This is a genomic window from Edaphobacter aggregans DSM 19364, from assembly GCF_000745965.1.
Taxonomy (GTDB): Bacteria; Acidobacteriota; Terriglobia; order Terriglobales; family Acidobacteriaceae; genus Edaphobacter; species Edaphobacter aggregans.
Window position 1 is genome coordinate 1 of sequence record NZ_JQKI01000046.1, and the last position, 15151, is coordinate 15151.

At 55.1% G+C, this 15151-nt stretch carries 15 protein-coding genes and 2 pseudogenes; 9 read left to right on the forward strand and 8 right to left on the reverse strand.

Features of this window, described 5'->3' with window-relative positions; genetic code table 11:
* A partial coding sequence (locus Q363_RS17440) for a Clp protease/crotonase-like domain-containing protein (RefSeq protein ID WP_035352604.1) occupies window positions 1-182 on the reverse strand: 182 nt, incomplete at its 3' end.
* Between the two features lie 1333 nt (window positions 183-1515).
* Between Q363_RS17440 and Q363_RS46375 the strand changes: the two genes are divergently transcribed.
* The 7 genes and pseudogenes from Q363_RS46375 (at window position 1516) to Q363_RS17465 (ending at window position 7057) form a co-directional block, all read left to right on the forward strand.
* On the forward strand, window positions 1516-1749 hold the full coding sequence (locus Q363_RS46375) for a tannase/feruloyl esterase family alpha/beta hydrolase (RefSeq protein WP_084080476.1): 234 nt from the start codon (window positions 1516-1518) through the stop codon (window positions 1747-1749).
* Window positions 1652-1906 carry a tannase/feruloyl esterase family alpha/beta hydrolase gene (locus tag Q363_RS42090; RefSeq protein WP_035352610.1) on the forward strand — a complete coding sequence of 85 codons (255 nt, stop codon included), beginning with the start codon at window positions 1652-1654 and terminating at the stop codon, window positions 1904-1906. Before Q363_RS46375 ends, Q363_RS42090 begins: the two co-directional genes overlap by 98 nt.
* 110 nt (window positions 1907-2016) lie before the next feature.
* Entirely contained in the window at window positions 2017-2382 is a 366-nt protein-coding gene (locus Q363_RS17455; RefSeq protein ID WP_211256224.1) for a pyridoxamine 5'-phosphate oxidase family protein, read from the forward strand.
* Between the two features lie 219 nt (window positions 2383-2601).
* Window positions 2602-2767 (forward strand): annotated as a pseudogene (locus tag Q363_RS38360) (transposase); the annotation flags it as partial.
* Between the two features lie 370 nt (window positions 2768-3137).
* Window positions 3138-3353, forward strand: a pseudogene (locus Q363_RS46380) (transposase); the annotation flags it as partial.
* 222 nt (window positions 3354-3575) lie between these two features.
* Entirely contained in the window at window positions 3576-6587 is a 3012-nt protein-coding gene (gene fdhF / locus Q363_RS17460) for a formate dehydrogenase subunit alpha (protein WP_051978920.1), read from the forward strand.
* Window positions 6588-6598: 11 nt separating this feature from the next.
* Window positions 6599-7057, forward strand: coding sequence for a helical membrane plugin domain-containing protein (locus tag Q363_RS17465; RefSeq protein WP_035352613.1), 459 nt, complete (start codon window positions 6599-6601; stop codon window positions 7055-7057).
* Window positions 7058-7338: 281 nt separating this feature from the next.
* Here Q363_RS17465 and Q363_RS42850 read toward each other — a convergent pair whose 3' ends face one another.
* The 7 genes from Q363_RS42850 to Q363_RS45535 form a co-directional block, all read right to left on the reverse strand.
* Complete coding sequence (locus Q363_RS42850; RefSeq protein WP_211256225.1) at window positions 7339-7488, reverse strand: hypothetical protein; 150 nt, start codon at window positions 7486-7488, stop codon at window positions 7339-7341.
* The gene (locus Q363_RS42855) at window positions 7488-8042 is read right to left on the reverse strand and encodes an SDR family NAD(P)-dependent oxidoreductase (RefSeq protein WP_211256226.1); all 555 of its coding nucleotides are present in this window, start codon (window positions 8040-8042) and stop codon (window positions 7488-7490) included. The genes Q363_RS42850 and Q363_RS42855 overlap by 1 nt, the downstream gene beginning before the upstream one ends.
* A 28-nt stretch (window positions 8043-8070) precedes the next feature.
* Entirely contained in the window at window positions 8071-8220 is a 150-nt protein-coding gene (locus Q363_RS42860; RefSeq protein WP_211256227.1) for a hypothetical protein, read from the reverse strand.
* Between the two features lie 237 nt (window positions 8221-8457).
* Window positions 8458-8826 (reverse strand): mercuric transporter MerT family protein, encoded by a 369-nt coding sequence (locus tag Q363_RS46385; protein ID WP_084080479.1) that lies wholly within the window; start codon window positions 8824-8826, stop codon window positions 8458-8460.
* A 319-nt stretch (window positions 8827-9145) separates the two neighbouring features.
* Window positions 9146-9328 carry a hypothetical protein gene (locus Q363_RS40690; protein ID WP_157467076.1) on the reverse strand — a complete coding sequence of 61 codons (183 nt, stop codon included), beginning with the start codon at window positions 9326-9328 and terminating at the stop codon, window positions 9146-9148.
* Window positions 9329-9603: 275 nt separating this feature from the next.
* Window positions 9604-11319 carry a 30S ribosomal protein S1 gene (locus Q363_RS17480; RefSeq protein ID WP_035352618.1) on the reverse strand — a complete coding sequence of 572 codons (1716 nt, stop codon included), beginning with the start codon at window positions 11317-11319 and terminating at the stop codon, window positions 9604-9606.
* An 83-nt stretch (window positions 11320-11402) separates the two neighbouring features.
* The gene (locus Q363_RS45535) at window positions 11403-11819 is read right to left on the reverse strand and encodes an ATP-binding protein (RefSeq protein WP_425387702.1); all 417 of its coding nucleotides are present in this window, start codon (window positions 11817-11819) and stop codon (window positions 11403-11405) included.
* 1264 nt (window positions 11820-13083) lie between these two features.
* Here Q363_RS45535 and Q363_RS40700 point away from each other — a divergent pair.
* On the forward strand, window positions 13084-13488 hold the full coding sequence (locus Q363_RS40700; protein ID WP_157467079.1) for a hypothetical protein: 405 nt from the start codon (window positions 13084-13086) through the stop codon (window positions 13486-13488).
* Between the two features lie 59 nt (window positions 13489-13547).
* On the forward strand, window positions 13548-15151 hold a 1604-nt coding region (locus Q363_RS44220; RefSeq protein ID WP_425387704.1), incomplete at its 3' end, for a glycosyltransferase family 4 protein.

Genomic DNA, 15151 nt, shown 5'->3' on the forward strand with positions numbered 1-15151 from the left:
TTTGGATCCGCACCAATGATGATGACGCGGACACGGGCTTTCTCAAACTCGTCGAAGGACGCGAGCAGCTTCTCGCAAACGCCGCTGCTGAGGGAATTTACTGGCGGATTGCTGATGGTTGCGATCCCGATGTTATTCGCGATCTGCGTCGGCGGTACGGATTGGGTCAGACTTTCTGGCATGATTCTCTATCTCCTTGCTGGGTCAGTTCTCAATGAAAATTAGGTTGCGTTTCCCTCAGTGGTTCCGTCAGACTTCACGTCAGAAGGCGGCCGAACAGGAAGTCAAATGCGTATCCGATGTTTTTCATTTCTCCGGCTTCAAACAACTCGGGCTTCAACTCATCTTGCCGAGACACACCTGAATGTGCACTTCGGTGGCCAAACACTTGTGTGCATCAAGAGTCCTCGAATGCAATTCGAATCTGTTCATTAGTGCTGGCAGGACCGATTTCTAACACTCCAGCTCGTGACCGTAATCCCTTACCGAGCGATAAGTTGACGCCGGCATGTTCGTCTCTTGACAGGGACTGCTGCTCATGGTGCGCACGTGGGCGAGGAAGGAAAATCGGATCCTTAGCTCGTTGGTGATGGTGAGACTCATCATGCTTTACACCCTATCCTTGTCTGGCCAGTTTGGGTTGCTGACGGATTCACCTCGTTCACGAATCCAAAAGCCAAAGGAAAGATAGTGGTTGTCGTTCTTACCGAGAGGAATAAACTGAATCGAATCCAATAGGTTAGTTCGACACTCAGGATCCGCGAGACCCTCAACCGGCTCGTCGTATGTCATCAGTGGGAGCTTTGCTGATGCGCTCGGGCAAGCCGGTGCGCTTTTCTGTCCGGTCTGTGCCCAGGCCGAGGCGCTCATCAGAAGAATCGCGAATTCCACCAACGACGCGGGCGGTTCTCGACAGAGTCTGTGGCCGTCCATTCGAAACTACGTACATCAGTGCGTGTTCCTCGTTTCTTGCTCGACGTATTTCAAGACCTCAAGGGAGATTCCGCTTGAAAATGCGCTGGAGCCTCTTCGTGAAGATACTCGTCAGAGGTCCTCCGCAATGGACCGGATTCAGAGTCGTGTTGTGCAACATGCCAACCTCGCTTTTCGGCGCGTGTGCTCTTCAGCAGTGCATTTTCCGTTCCACAAATTCGCACGACTGCACTTGATCTCCCGCAGGCCGAAAAATGCTCGAACCGCACGCACGAGTACGGATCCACATGCGTGGGTTGCAAGCTGCTGTAGCGGATCAATAAGTAGGATTTGGGCACAAGTGCCAGTGCGGTGGCCGAAATGAGGTATACGCTTCAGGGGAGCATAAATCGGCTCTGTCACTTCCTCTACCAAAGCTTCAATCGTTAGACGAGCCAGACTGCTGCAAATGCCAGAGCGTGTGTCAACTGCCAAACTCCTGTCATTACGATTCGCCCACTTGGGGCGGCTGGATAGCCATCGCAGTCAGGTCTCTTTAAGTATTGCTGCAGTTTGCGGCGCGGGGAGGGAAGGTGGTGATATATGACGGGTTGGGACGATTCGGCGATCTCTCCGCTGAATTCGATTGCGTACTACGAGAGTGTGCAGAAGATGATGGGCGGGGAGAAGGTGGCGAGCTTTGTGCGGCTGTATATGGAGCCGGGGATGGAGCACTGCATTGGCGGGCCCGGGGGCGAATCTGTTTGGGCAGTTGGGCGCTCCGAGCGCGAAGGGGCCGGGGACGGGCGCGCTGGCGGATTTGCAGGAGTGGGTTGAAACGGGGAAGCTTATAGGCGAGATGATTGCCGTGAAGCTGGGGGCTGACAATAAGCCGGTGATGACGCGGCCGCTGTGCCCGTATCCGCAAGTGGCGAAGTATAAGGGCGGCGGGGAAGTGAAGGATGCTGCGAGCTTTGCTTGTGGGGCGGAGTGAGCGTTCGCGCTGTGAGCGCGAATGGAACCCACAGGAGACGCGTCAGCATATAAACTTCGTCGCTATACTCTAAATGTGCCTACTGAAACCTGTTCACCTTTGCCCGTGGCATGATCTTCCTGGAGGCAGATAATGGACAGCGTCGCTTTGTATTCGTTCATGTCGCGCTACCGCTACGGGTCGTTTCAAGTATCTCAGCTGACGGCACTCCACAATCGGCCCTGGTAGGCATTGCTGTGACTCCGGAGCTGGAAATCATCTTCGACACGGTGAAGTCCTCCCGCAAGTATCCCAACCTCATTGGGCGGCCAGCCTGTTCTTTCGTGGTCGGATGGGATGGAGAACAAACCGTCCAGTTCGAAGGCATTGCTGCAGAGCCAACAGGCCCAGACCTGAAACGGTATCAGGACCTGTATTTCGCGGTCTTTACTGACGACCATCGCGGTTGCATTGGCCCGGCATCACCTATTTCGTAGTACGGCCACGCTGGATTCGATATAGCGACTTCGCTCAGAATCCTCCAGCCATCGAGGAGATCACGATGGGAGGTCGCTGAGCGCCAGGGATCAGCATGAGAGAAGCGCAGTATGGTAATGCTTCAGACGGCTGACGGTCGGGAACGGTTCAGTGGCTCCACACAGGCATGAAATAACCCTAGCCACGCAATCGCACAAGCATCTCACATCTTCATCGTAGCCGCGATCGGTAACGGCGCAGCCTTCCATAAGGAGCGTGAGTTTTCTTCCTGGCTTGGGCTTGTGCCACGACAGCACTCGACCGGTGGCAAGGCCCGACTCTTCGGCATCAGCAAGCGCGGCAACAACTTACCTGCGCAAGATCCTCGTGCATGGTGCGCGATCCGGTGACTGCGCGTGAAGCGAGAACGGTCTCCATTCGGCCCATGGCTCGACGCGCTTCAGCAACGAGCGCCCATCAACGTGGTCTTCCATGACCGTCCCGTTTATCAGGAAGAGTACGCAGCGCAACTCATCATGGCCAGGAGACTCCACTCTCCACACAAAGGCCGAATACATTTGCGCAGATCTGTCGATCCACTCTTCGCTTTTCCCTTGCAGTCAGACGGCGGACCATACATTTGCGGGCACTACGACAACGCTGCACAGTATCGGAAGTGGATTATTTGTGGTTAACCGATTCGCCCAAAGCGTTCGTCTAAGCAGCTTCTGCTTATCTGGTTGTTTCAGCAAGCCACAAGGGGCAGTGTAGGGGCGTGCCGCGTCCAACATTCCCGAAGAACTTGCGCGAATTCCAGTCACGGTTCGCCACCGAGGAGGCATGCCGAGCGTATCCGGCTGCCTGCCGGTGGCCGGACGGTTTCGTGTGTCCACGGTGCAGGAACGGGAGTGCTCACGAATTGACAGGGCTGGGACGCTGGCAGAGCGCTCGTTGTCGGCACCAGGTATCGCTGACGTCCGCTACGATCTTGCCGACGTGACAGTTCTCGCGCAAGATTCGCGGCGGCCCTCGATCGGATAGACACCTGAACTGTTGCCTGGCCACCCCCTCGGAAGATTTCACAATTTTCGGTTGAAACTGAAAGCTTTACGGCCCTCTATTAAAGACATTAGAAGAGTGGTCTATGCGCTTCGGCCTACCCCAGAAGAGCCGTGTATAGGGCGCTGATTTCACGCTGAGGAGCGATGCAGATATGAGTACATTAGAGATAACCAGAACGTCTCTGGCAGATAAACTGGCCTCAACCCCTGAGGCTGAAATTTCGATCGACGGCTCCTCAGTTGTTGCAGAAGAAGGCGAACTGCTCGTTGAGGCTGTACTTCGTCATAAAGAGATTCCCCACATCTGCTATCACTCGCCATTGATGGGCCCTATTCAGACCTGCGATACGTGTCTGGTCGAAGTAGACGGCAAGCTGGTCCGCTCCTGCGGAACGCAAGTGACGTCGGGGATGAGGGTTGTCACCGAGTCAAAGCAAGCTACTGATGCACGAAGAGAAGCTTTTGATGTCATTCTCGGTAATCACATGCTCTATTGCACTGTGTGTGACAACAACAACGAGAATTGCCGTGTTCATAACACCGCACTCGCACTGAATGTCGAACACCAGGAGCACCCCTACAAGCCGAAGCCGTATGAAGTGGACATGTCGAATCCCTTCTACCGGTATGACCCGAACCAGTGCATTCTTTGCGGCCAGTGCGTGCAGGCGTGTCAGAATGTGCAGGTCAACGAGACGCTTTCAATTGGCTGGGAGCTCGATCACCCGCGTGTCTTATGGGATGGCGGCATGCAGATCGGCGGCTCGAGCTGCGTCTCGTGCGGGCACTGCGTAACGGTATGCCCGTGCAACGCGCTGATGGAGAAGTCCATGTTGGGCGAGGCAGGCTTTCTGAGTGGGATGCCCAAGGAGTCGCTGGACAAAATGATCGATGTCGTCAAGGCCATCGAGCCTGAGATGGGCTACGGCGCGATCATGCAGGTCTCGCAGACCGAGTCCAAGATGCGCGAGGAACGCATTAAGAAAACCAAGACCGTCTGCACGTATTGCGCTGTTGGCTGCAGCTACGATGTGTGGACCAAAGATCGCAAGATCCTCAAAATTGCCCCCTTGTACGGAGACGTCAATGAGATCTCGACCTGTGTGAAGGGAAAGTTCGGTTGGGATTTCGTCAACAGCAAAGAGCGCCTACAGAGACCCTTGATTCGGACCGAGAATGGTTTCCGGGAAACGAGTTGGGAAGAGGCGCTGACACTGGTCACTGAGAAGCTCGGGCACATCAAGCAAGCACATGGCCCGGACTCGATCGGAATCATCGTATCGTCGAAGACAACGAACGAAGATGGATACCTGATGCAGAAGTTTGCGCGGTCCGTGATCGGCACCAACAACATCGACAACTGCTCACGCTATTGCCAGGCGCCGGCGACGACAGGTCTTTTTCGTACGGTGGGCTATGGCGGTGATGCCGGTTCGATTGAGGACATTGCGAAATCGAAGCTGATTGTGATCGTCGGCGCCAACACCGCCGAGGCGCATCCGGTACTGGCGACCCGCGTGAAGCGCGCGCATAAACTGTTCGGGCAGCGCCTGATCGTAGCCGATCCTCGTGAGAACGAGATGGCGCGCCGCGCCGATATTCACTTCCGCCCCCGTCCGGGAACAGACCTGGTTTGGCTTTGCGCAATGAGCCGTTACATGTTTGATCACGGCCATGCCAAGCTCGACTTCATCAAGCAGTGGGTGAACAACGAGGCCGAATACAGAAAGAGCCTCGAGCCTTTCACGATGGAATACGCGTCGCGAGTCTGCGAGGTGCCTTTGGAGACACTGGAGCGTATTGTGCACGAGATCGCTGCTGCCGACACCATGTGCATCCTCTGGGCAATGGGCGTCACGCAGCATATACGCGCGTCTGATACCTCGACGGCCATCTCCAATCTACTGCTGACGACTGGCAACTACATGCGACCCGGCTGCGGAGCATATCCGCTGCGTGGTCATAATAATGTGCAGGGAGCTGGCGACATTGGTGCAGCTCCGAATAAATATCCCGGCTATCAGAGCGTGGAAGACCCTGAAGTCCGGACGCAGTTTGAGCGGGCTTGGGGGGTACCGCTGGCACTGAAGGCAGGCATGAACAACCACCAGATGCTGGAGGGCGCCTACCATGGCAACTTCCGTGCCATGTATCTGGCGGGCGAAGATATGATCTCCGCAGACTCCAACGCCAACTGGGTGGCCGGTGCTTTTGAGAGATTGGAATTCTTTGTGGTGCAGGACATCTTCTTCACGGAAACCTGCCGCTATGCGGATGTAATCCTGCCCGCTGCTCCCGCGCTTGAGAAGGACGGTACATTCACCAACACGGAGAGAAGAATACAGCGGCTCTATCAGGCTCTGCCCGAACTGGGTGACAGCAAAGCCGATTGGAAGATTACCCAGGAGATCGCCAACCGGTTGGGTGCCAACTGGAATTATCAGCACCCGTCAGAGATCATGGACGAACTGGCATCGGTGAGCCCAATTCATGCGGGCGTGCGCTATGACCGTCTGGAAGGCTACAACACCTTGCAATGGCCTGTTGCGCCGGATGGCACCGACCAGCCTATCCTCTATCTGAACGGCTTTCCCTTCCCGGACAATAAGGCCAAATTCTGGCCGGTCTCCTTTACCGAACCTAAGGATCAGCCAGATGGGGAGTTCGACCTCTTCCTCAATAATGGTCGCCAGTTGGAGCATTTCCACGAAGGCAATATGACCTACCGAGTGGACGGGATTCGCGAGGAGACGCCCGAACGCTACCTTGAGATTTCCGAGGAACTCGCAGCAGAGCGTGGTCTCGAGTCGGGGCGATGGGTACGAGTGACCAGTCGTTTTGGATCGCTCAAGGTCAAGGTTCTCGTCACGTGCAGAGTGCAAGACAAACAGGTCTATCTGCCTCTGTTCTCACAGGAAGGTCCGGTCAACATCCTTACAGGCTCATATGCCGATGATGCAACGCATACGCCTGCTTATAAAGAGACGGCGGTAAAGATTGAGGTGCTCCCGGACAAGGGCACCAATCCGCTGCGGCGTCTTAACTTCCGTTTCTCTGGCAAACCAACACCACAAAATGGCGTTGAAGTGGAACGCAAGTGGAAGCGCGCCGATTATCGGATGCCAGGGACACAAAAGCTCGTATATATCCAAGTCAAGAAGTAAGGGAGGGATTTATGGCAGTTGCCGTCGATTTTCGAACATATAAGCCTGAAAATTCACGCGATGACCTTGTCCGCAAGATTGAGGAGGCACCGTTGGAGCATGCCCAGGCTGTATTAGCTGCGTATGATCTGCTCGAGCGCCTTCATGAAAATGGGATTCTTGACCTGTTGAATGGTCTGTTGAGCGCTGGCGATACAGTCGTCAACCATGTTGTGAATGTCATCAGCGCGCCGCAAATGATCACAAGGCTCCGTACGGTACTGATCTTCAACAACCTGCTGAACTCATTGGATGCGGATAAATTGCATGAACTCCTTGCCGAAGCAGGCGGGAAGCCGCCCTCGCTCCTCTCAATGGCTAAGCAGGCGACTTCAGAGGACGCGCGGCGGGGAATGGCGACCGCAGTTGGACTGCTCAACCTCTTCGGAGCCGCACTCAAGGGGCCTGCAACAAACATCCCTGATCGATAGATTGAGTATGGCGCTGGGGGCCGGGCCAGCCAGCACCGATCCACGATCCGTACGGGTATAGTTCAACATCAACTCGCCCGGGGACACTGTGGCCGGGATGACACGAAATGTGCCTCGGCCCGTGGCTCTGCGACGAAGATCAATCACGCCGGCGGTCCGCCATATCTCAGTATTGCCTGGCATCATCGGCGCATGCTCGCGGGCACCACTCGAATGATGCTACCGTGCAGCACTACGTTGATGATGCCGTAAAAGCTTCTGGATGGAGTGGCTATCGGCCTCTATGCAGCATTGTTTGCACCGTCACCGCCTGTGACGTCATAGGTTGCCCCGGAAACCATCCGCGCAGCATCGGACGCGAGAAATACGATCACAGGCGCCAGATCCGCCGCGTCGATCCACGGCACTTCAAGAGGCGCTTTCGCCGCCATTATCTTCTTACGTCCTCTTCGTACTTCCGCACGTCACCGCTTGGCACTCTGCCCGCAACTTCGAGTGCCTGGGCATAGCATTCTTCGTGCCTCGTCAAAGGAGTGTCAATCAGCCCTGGCACGAGAGCGTTCACCGTAATCTTGTACTTGCCAAGTTCCAGCGCAGTAGACTTCATCAACACGATGATGCCCCACTTGGAGGCTGAATAGGCTGAACCATACATCGTTCCGTGCTGCCCTTGGGTGGAAGTTGTGAGAATAATGCAGCCGGCACCTTGCCTTACCAGCGCGGGCGCGAAAGCCCGGATCGCATTTACCGTCCCTGTAAGGTTCACATCGATCTGAATGTTCCAATCAGGATCTTCCATCTCGAGCAAAGGCCTGAACGCCTGAATCCCGGCGTTCGCGAAAAGAATGTCGATTCCACCGAAGTCATGCTCGATCTTTGCCGCTGTTGATCGAAGGGCAGGCAGATCGCGTTGATTGACAACGAAACCGTCCCATTTGCTGCCCGCTGCCTTAACAAGACGTCCAGTCTCGTCGAGTTCTTCCATGTTGCCGGAGACACTCCCGATCCGGGATCTACGGTTGCACAGATATCGATGCCTGCAATATTTGCTCCGCTCTGCGCCAATCCAATTGCCACAGCTCTCCAACGCCGCACACCGCGCCTGTGACCACTGCAACCTTGCCCTTGAGAATGTTGGCCCAGGCATTGTTTTGCTGTTCCATAGCTTCCGCGCTTCCCGTATACCGCCGTCGCCATTGCCGCAACACTGCTCCCAGAAAGTTTCTCCCCGAAATCGACTGGTTAAATTATGTTGCATCTTTGTTTTCATTCATTCTCTGTTTCCTCGTGTTTTGGAGTTCTCTTCGAAAAAGAAATCCTGGAATCGTGAGGAGGCAGACGAGGCGCTGGTTCAGATGTGCAGCGTTTCGACTGTGTCAGTCCACCCGCATCTATTTAGCTCAGTAGAAGAACCTGGCGACATACGGGAATGCGCATGCAACCAGCACAAGCAGAACTGTAATCCCGAACATCCGCTTGTAAAGATGTCGTGTTTTCGGAAGAACGCAGGCCTCACCTGGTTTACACGCACTGGCAGGGCGGAAGATGCAGCGTGCAGCGAAACCCAATGCGATGACAGCGCCGAGTAAGAAATAAGGCCGGTAACGCTGACTACCATCAAGATAGGTACGGCACCCAAGGTCAAAGCTGTTCTGTGTCCGTGCTTCATGCTCCACATCGAACCCATTAATGCGAAGCGTAGGAGAGCCAAGAAATCGATAGCCTGCGCCTGTTCCGGCGTAGTCACAGAGCGCGTTCAACTTCCGCATTGACACCTTGAGTACGCAGAGTCTCAGCCACAATTCCACCGCGGGCCAAATAATGCGGGCAGCCGTCGAAATAGAGCATCTCAACCTTCATGCCTTTGCCTCGTCTTTTACGTGAGCGATTGCTTCCAGCACTTGACATCTCTAACGACGTTGACGAGCATAAGCTCGGGCCGGGAACGAAGCTCAAGTGTCCTTTCTGAGCTTCGTTCTTTGACGGCGAGGTTCTTCGGTTTGGGCCAGGGCTGCATGGGTTGTGGGGTAAGGGTTTGACTGCGTCGTCTTTTCGAATCGCCGCGGAACTTCGCGCGTCCCCATCCATCTATCTACGGTCACCCAACTGCGGCATGTCAAGCCACGGGCTTGCTGCGACGCGGCTGCGCTGGCGAAGAGTTTGGCCTTCGCTTCGCCGGCGCAACATCCAGTAGAGGCGGGTAAGTAGCTTGCGCGCCATGGCCACTTTGGCGATCGCCTTGCCCCGCCGCTCGACCAGCCTCCAGTACATCCGTTTCATCTCCGGGTCGTGGCGGGTGGCCACGGTGGCCGACTCCACCAGTGCCCAGCGCAGGAAGGGGTTGCCTTCCTGCGCTGAGGTGGCCGAGCTTCTGGCGTGCTCCGCTGGAGTACTCGGCCGGGACCAGGCCCACCTTGACCTTTTCAGCCTGCAGAAGCTAGATCGGGGTCCTATTGTTAACGATTCCAAGTGCATTGCTGCATCGCGGGGATTTAGGGTACTTTGGAGCATCTAGCTAGAGAGAGCGACAAAGTGCATCCGTGCACTTACGTCATTAACTCCAGGTCGATTTGTTTGGTGTTGCTATCGATCATAACGATTTTGAAGTTGCGCATCTGACCAACGTGAAGTGGCTCGTCCTGCGTGGTCGAAGCTTTCGTCTCACCCTTCCATCGAGCGTTCAGCATGGAACTCAATGCTGAGAGATCGAGCTTGGCTTCGCTTTGACTCGATGCCGGCGTCGCCTCGGATCTTGCTCTTACCGCACAATTAGCGCGAATGCCTTCGCCAAGTTCCACGATGGCGTTGTCGCCTATCTGCTCGATCAGACGGCCCGATACGACATCACCGACCGCATGCTCCTCGAGATACTCGTCCAGGTCTGTAGGAATCAGCTGCTTCATGCTCAGCTTGATCTGACGCTTTTCCATATCGATGGCAAGAACCTGGGCCTTGACGCTCTGTCCTGCCTTCAGCGCGTCCTGCGGGTGGTTGATGCGTTTTTCGGCGCTGATCTCGCTGATGTGAACCAGGCCCTCAATTCCCTCGGCCAGTTGCACGAAGGCGCCGAACTTCGTTAGTCGCGCGACCGGGCCCTCAATAATAGAACCTGCGGGAAACTTCTGCGGCACCACAGTCCATGGGTCGCCAAGCGCTTGCTTGAGCCCCAAAGAGAGACGGCGCTCGGCCGAGTTGATCGAGAGGATAACAGCCTCAACCGTGTCATCGAGCTTGAGGAGATCGCTGGGCTTTCGCACCTTGTTGACCCACGACATCTCAGAGACGTGAATAAGACCCTCAATCCCCGGCTCGATTTCGATGAACGCACCGAAGTCCGCAAGACGCTTCACGGAGCCGCTAACGCGCTGACCCAACTGATACCTGTCGGAAGCAGAGTCCCACGGCTCCGGTTGCAGCTGCTTTAGTCCAAGCGAAATGCGCCTGCTGTCGGCATCAACCTTCAGAATCTTGACCTGGAGCTGCTGACCAACGCTCAGGGCTTTCTCGGGGTTATTGACTCGACTCCAGGCGATATCGCTGACATGCAGCAGACCATCGACGCCGCCAAAATCGATAAACGCGCCGTAGCTGGTAAGGCTTCGGACCTGACCACTGACGATATCTCCCTCGCTCACCTCTGAGTATCGCTTCTGCTCAAGCTGGTGGGCCTGTTCCTCGAGGATGACGCGGCGGTCAACGACAACGTCCTCCTCGGCGGCGTCGAGCTTTACGATACGACAGGTAATCTCCTGGCCAACAAGCTTCTCCAACTCGGCTACATCGCGGGTTCCACTGCGAGATGCAGGCATAAAGGCACGGATGCCGACGTCGACCGTGAGACCGCCCTTGACGATGCCAGTCACAGTTCCCACGACCGCTTCCTTTTGCGCATAGGCCTCTTCCAGTGATGACCAGTCCGTTGGTTGCGCAATCTTCAAACGCGAGAGCTCATAGTATCCCTCTTCGTTGCGTCCCTTTACTGAGACTGGAAACCTATCTCCGACCGTAACCCCTTCGGCATTGTTCTCAAATGCTCGTCGAGATAGAACGCCCTCGACTTTGAAGCCGATATCCAGGAACACAGAATCTGACGAGATCGACACCACGACGCCTTCCTTCTGTGCGGCCTCTGTCTTCGATCTATCGGCATGAGTCTTTTCAAACTCTGAAAGGAGCGAGCCAAACGATTCTGTGGAATCGTCAGCGGCCTCGGGTGTATCGAAAGGGTCGGGAGCGGTGTTTGGGGTGCCTTCATTTGCCATAACAGTTGTCTAATATTGTAGACACGATTTGGCCTATGTAGCCGCATTTGACGGCGCCGGAAACGCTGTGTTCCGATCAACTGTCAAGGGCGGAGTAAAACTAGGCCACTGAGGCGGAGCAAAAGTAGGCCAGTAGGAGGTAGTTGGGTTGTAGTGAGATTGACGGGGGAGAAGGGCCGCTGGAGCGTAGCGGAAGCGGCCCTTCTCCCCCGAGGCGCGTTCGGAGGGGTAGAGTTCAGCGTTCGGAGGATGGTGTCCGTTTGCGGCGGCTCTGCTTGAGTCGGTAGCTGTCGCCGTTCATCTCCAGGATGTGCACATGATGGGGTGAGGCGGTCGAGCAGGGCGCCGGTCAGGCGTTCGGATCCGAGGACTTCGGTCCATTCCTGGAACGGCAGGTTCGAGGTGATCAGAGTGGAGCCGCGTTCGTAGCGTTGGCTGAGCATCTCGAAGAGCAGTTCGGCGCCGGTTTTCGATAGGGGCACGAAGCCAAAGGCTACCACTCGAGAGGGGGAAGCATGATGCTGTAGATTTCAGTAACGTTGTTGCCTGTGGCATTACATGGGGAGTTTGGCGACAAGGCCCGCGTACTCGATCCGGAGTTCTGCTATCTCGATCTCAAGGAAGGACGTTTCTACGGGGCCGAGAGGCCGTCTGTGTCCATCAATCATAAGCGCTCCGCGCAATCTCGCCTGTAACGAATCGATCTGTGACGTGATGGCTGCCAAGCGACCTTCGGGTTTGGTGCGAATATGCTTCATAAAAGCGAGTCTACGCGCAAACGAAGAGCCTCGCCAAACGCGTGTGGAGCAACGTGGCGCGATTGTAGGGCATTTGGCCCGCACATGAGCTATTCCAAAATCTGCAGGGTCAAAACCTCAATCGCTTGAGTTGGCCATCGCCTACCTCTTGGTATTGTTCGCGAAACGTCGGAAGCTTTTAAGGATGGCAACGGCACACGGAGACGTCCGTGGTTCTTCCTCACAGGCAGAACCTGATCTGAGACGGGATCAATCTTCGGGGGCTACCTTCCGATCAGCAGTTTCTGGTTGCTGTAGAGGATGGCACAGTCAACAACATTCGCAAGGTGATGAGTTCCGCCTGTATCTGCGCCCGACCAACCTGGAGGCCCTCCATCTCAGATTTGAGGGCCTTCATCGCAAGAGCGGAATCGCGCGTTCCATTCCGGACGAAGGTGATCTCTCCTTGTCGGGAGTGGTTCAACAGGATCTTGCGATCAAAATCATGCATCTGGGCGCTTAGCGATTCTTTTGTAGACATGCTTGCGAGTCTACGCTCATTTGACGATATGAGATTTGTCTATCGTTCATATCGAGATAAGCGCCCGAAGTTGAACTCCAGGTCGCAATGATCGTTCCAGCTCGATCTGCGGGAGCGGTGGTTTATGGCCCGTGACGGCACGGCAACCGTTTCGAGCGTATGCTTGACTTAGTAAGAGTCGTTTTCTCGCCTTCAGCTGTCCATTGCTTTTGCTCCAGACGAGCACCTTTCAAGTAAGCAACAGGACGCTGGAGCCGCTATGATCCCCTCTCGCAAATCTGATGTAAAGAAACACCTTTCCCGCCGCATAAGAAAACACATCCTTCCAGTTCAACCGGTATTCCAGCCCGACGAGGCTGGCGAGACTGTGCGCCCAATTCGCTCTGATTCGAATTGGGATCGGAAGCTCTCTTCAGCGCGCCCATCCATCGCGAGTACCCCCGATGAGGTCTCAGGCCAAGTATCGGCCGGCGCAAGGCGGCTGGCGTGAAACGACATGCGATCTTTCTGCGTAAGGAATGTTTGCTGCCCAGTGGATTAGGCCTCATACAAAAGCAGTTCTGCGAGTCTTGGATGTCTGTCGAAGATACAACAGCCGCCACACTCGATACGAAAGTGCGAAGTATAGGTTGGCACTTCATGTGGTTGATGGAAGACTATTCCTGTCTCGGCGTCGGTCGAACCGCCGAATCCGCTCGCGGGCGCGCAATAACTCTTGCCTTATCGAAGGTGAAGCAAAGTTTCAATGCTGCCGAATTGGGCCTGGTCAAGTTCACGAAATACCCAGGATTCCAGGTCGCCAGGATCATCCTTCACACACGTCAGATTCAACAACATGTTTCTCTTGGTGTTGGTGAAGAGGTCGTCCTTCGGGTAATTCCCGCGCAGTGAGACGATGTCTTCCAAGTATCGGGGTCTGACGCATACAGCAGCCTTGAAAGCAGGCAAGCATGTCTCTCTCGAAATCTTCTTCGACATTAGAAACATCGCAGTTGCCTTTGCCAACCCGTATAGCGTTCGTGGGCAATTATCTGCCAAGACAATGCGGGATTGCCACGTTCACGACAGACTTGTGTACCGCAATTGCAGAACAATACGGTGGTGCAAGGCTTTTCGCAATTCCAGTCAACGATCCAGATTCGGCATATCAGTATCCGGAGCGAGTGCGGCTGGAGCTAACGCAGGAAGATAAGGGATCCTACGAAAGAGCAGCAGAGTTTCTTAACTTCAACGGAAACGATCTGGTCTGCTTGCAACACGAATATGGAATCTTCGGAGGGGCTGCCGGCAGTCATGTCCTGACGTTACTTCGCAAACTGAAGATGCCTCTGGTGACAACCCTTCACACAGTGCTGCGTGATCCGGATGTAAACCAACGTGCCGTCCTTGAAGAGATTGCACATCTTTCGGACCGATTGATCGTGATGAGCGAGCAAGCTGCCACATTCTTGCGTGATGTTTACGGAGTGCCCACCGGAAAAATAGATCTGATTCCACATGGAGTGCCTGACCTTCCATTCATGGATCCCAATTACTTCAAGGACCTGTTCGGTGCTCAAGGAAAGCCGGTACTCCTAACATTTGGATTACTCTCGCCGAACAAGGGGATCGAAAACGTAATCCAGGCCCTTCCAAGGATTCTGGAAAAACATGAAGACGTGATGTACATCGTCTCTGGAGCTACGCACCCACACATCAGACGATCAGAAGGCGAGAAATATAGAGAAGGGCTACAACAGCTGGCCGGTGATCTCGGCGTTTCCTCACACGTGATCTTCAACAATCGCTTCGTAAGTTCCGAAGAGCTAGTGCAGCATGTGGGCGCCGCGGATATCTATATCACCCCCTATCGTCAAGAGGCCCAAGTTGTCTCAGGCACGCTTGCAATCGCTCTCGGGGCTGGGAAAGCGATCATATCTACACCATACTGGCATGCAAAAGAGCTTCTCGCCGACGAGCGTGGGGTCATTGTTCCGTTTGACGATCCGGCTTCAATGGCGAACGCGGTCCTTAGTCTGTTAGACAATGACGCCGAGCGCCATGCGATGCGGAAGCGTGCCTATCTTCATTCACGGGGCACGACGTGGCAAGAAACAGCGCAAGCCTATATGGCAAGCTTTCAGCGTGCGCGTGTTGAACGCATGCTGCGCCCGCGCCCAGCCCTGCAAGATCTGTTCACGCTCAAGGCAACAGACCGCCTACCGAGTCTCAATACGTCCCATCTATCGAACATGACAGATGATACAGGCCTGTTGCAGCATGCTACTTTCTCCATACCTAACTGCAACGAGGGTTACACGACAGATGACAACGCGCGCGCACTCATTGTGACAACACTACTCAACGGATCTCCGCTGACTGGCAGCTGTGAGTTCGCAACCCTGTCCCGCCGATACCTTGCTTTTCTTTGGCTTGCGTTCCATGACAAAACGGCTAGGTTTAGAAATTTTATGGGCTACGACCGGAGATGGCAGGAAGACGTCGGTTCTGAGGACAGTCACGGCCGCGCCTTATGGGCATTGGGAACAGTGCTCGGCAATTCGGAAGATGCGGG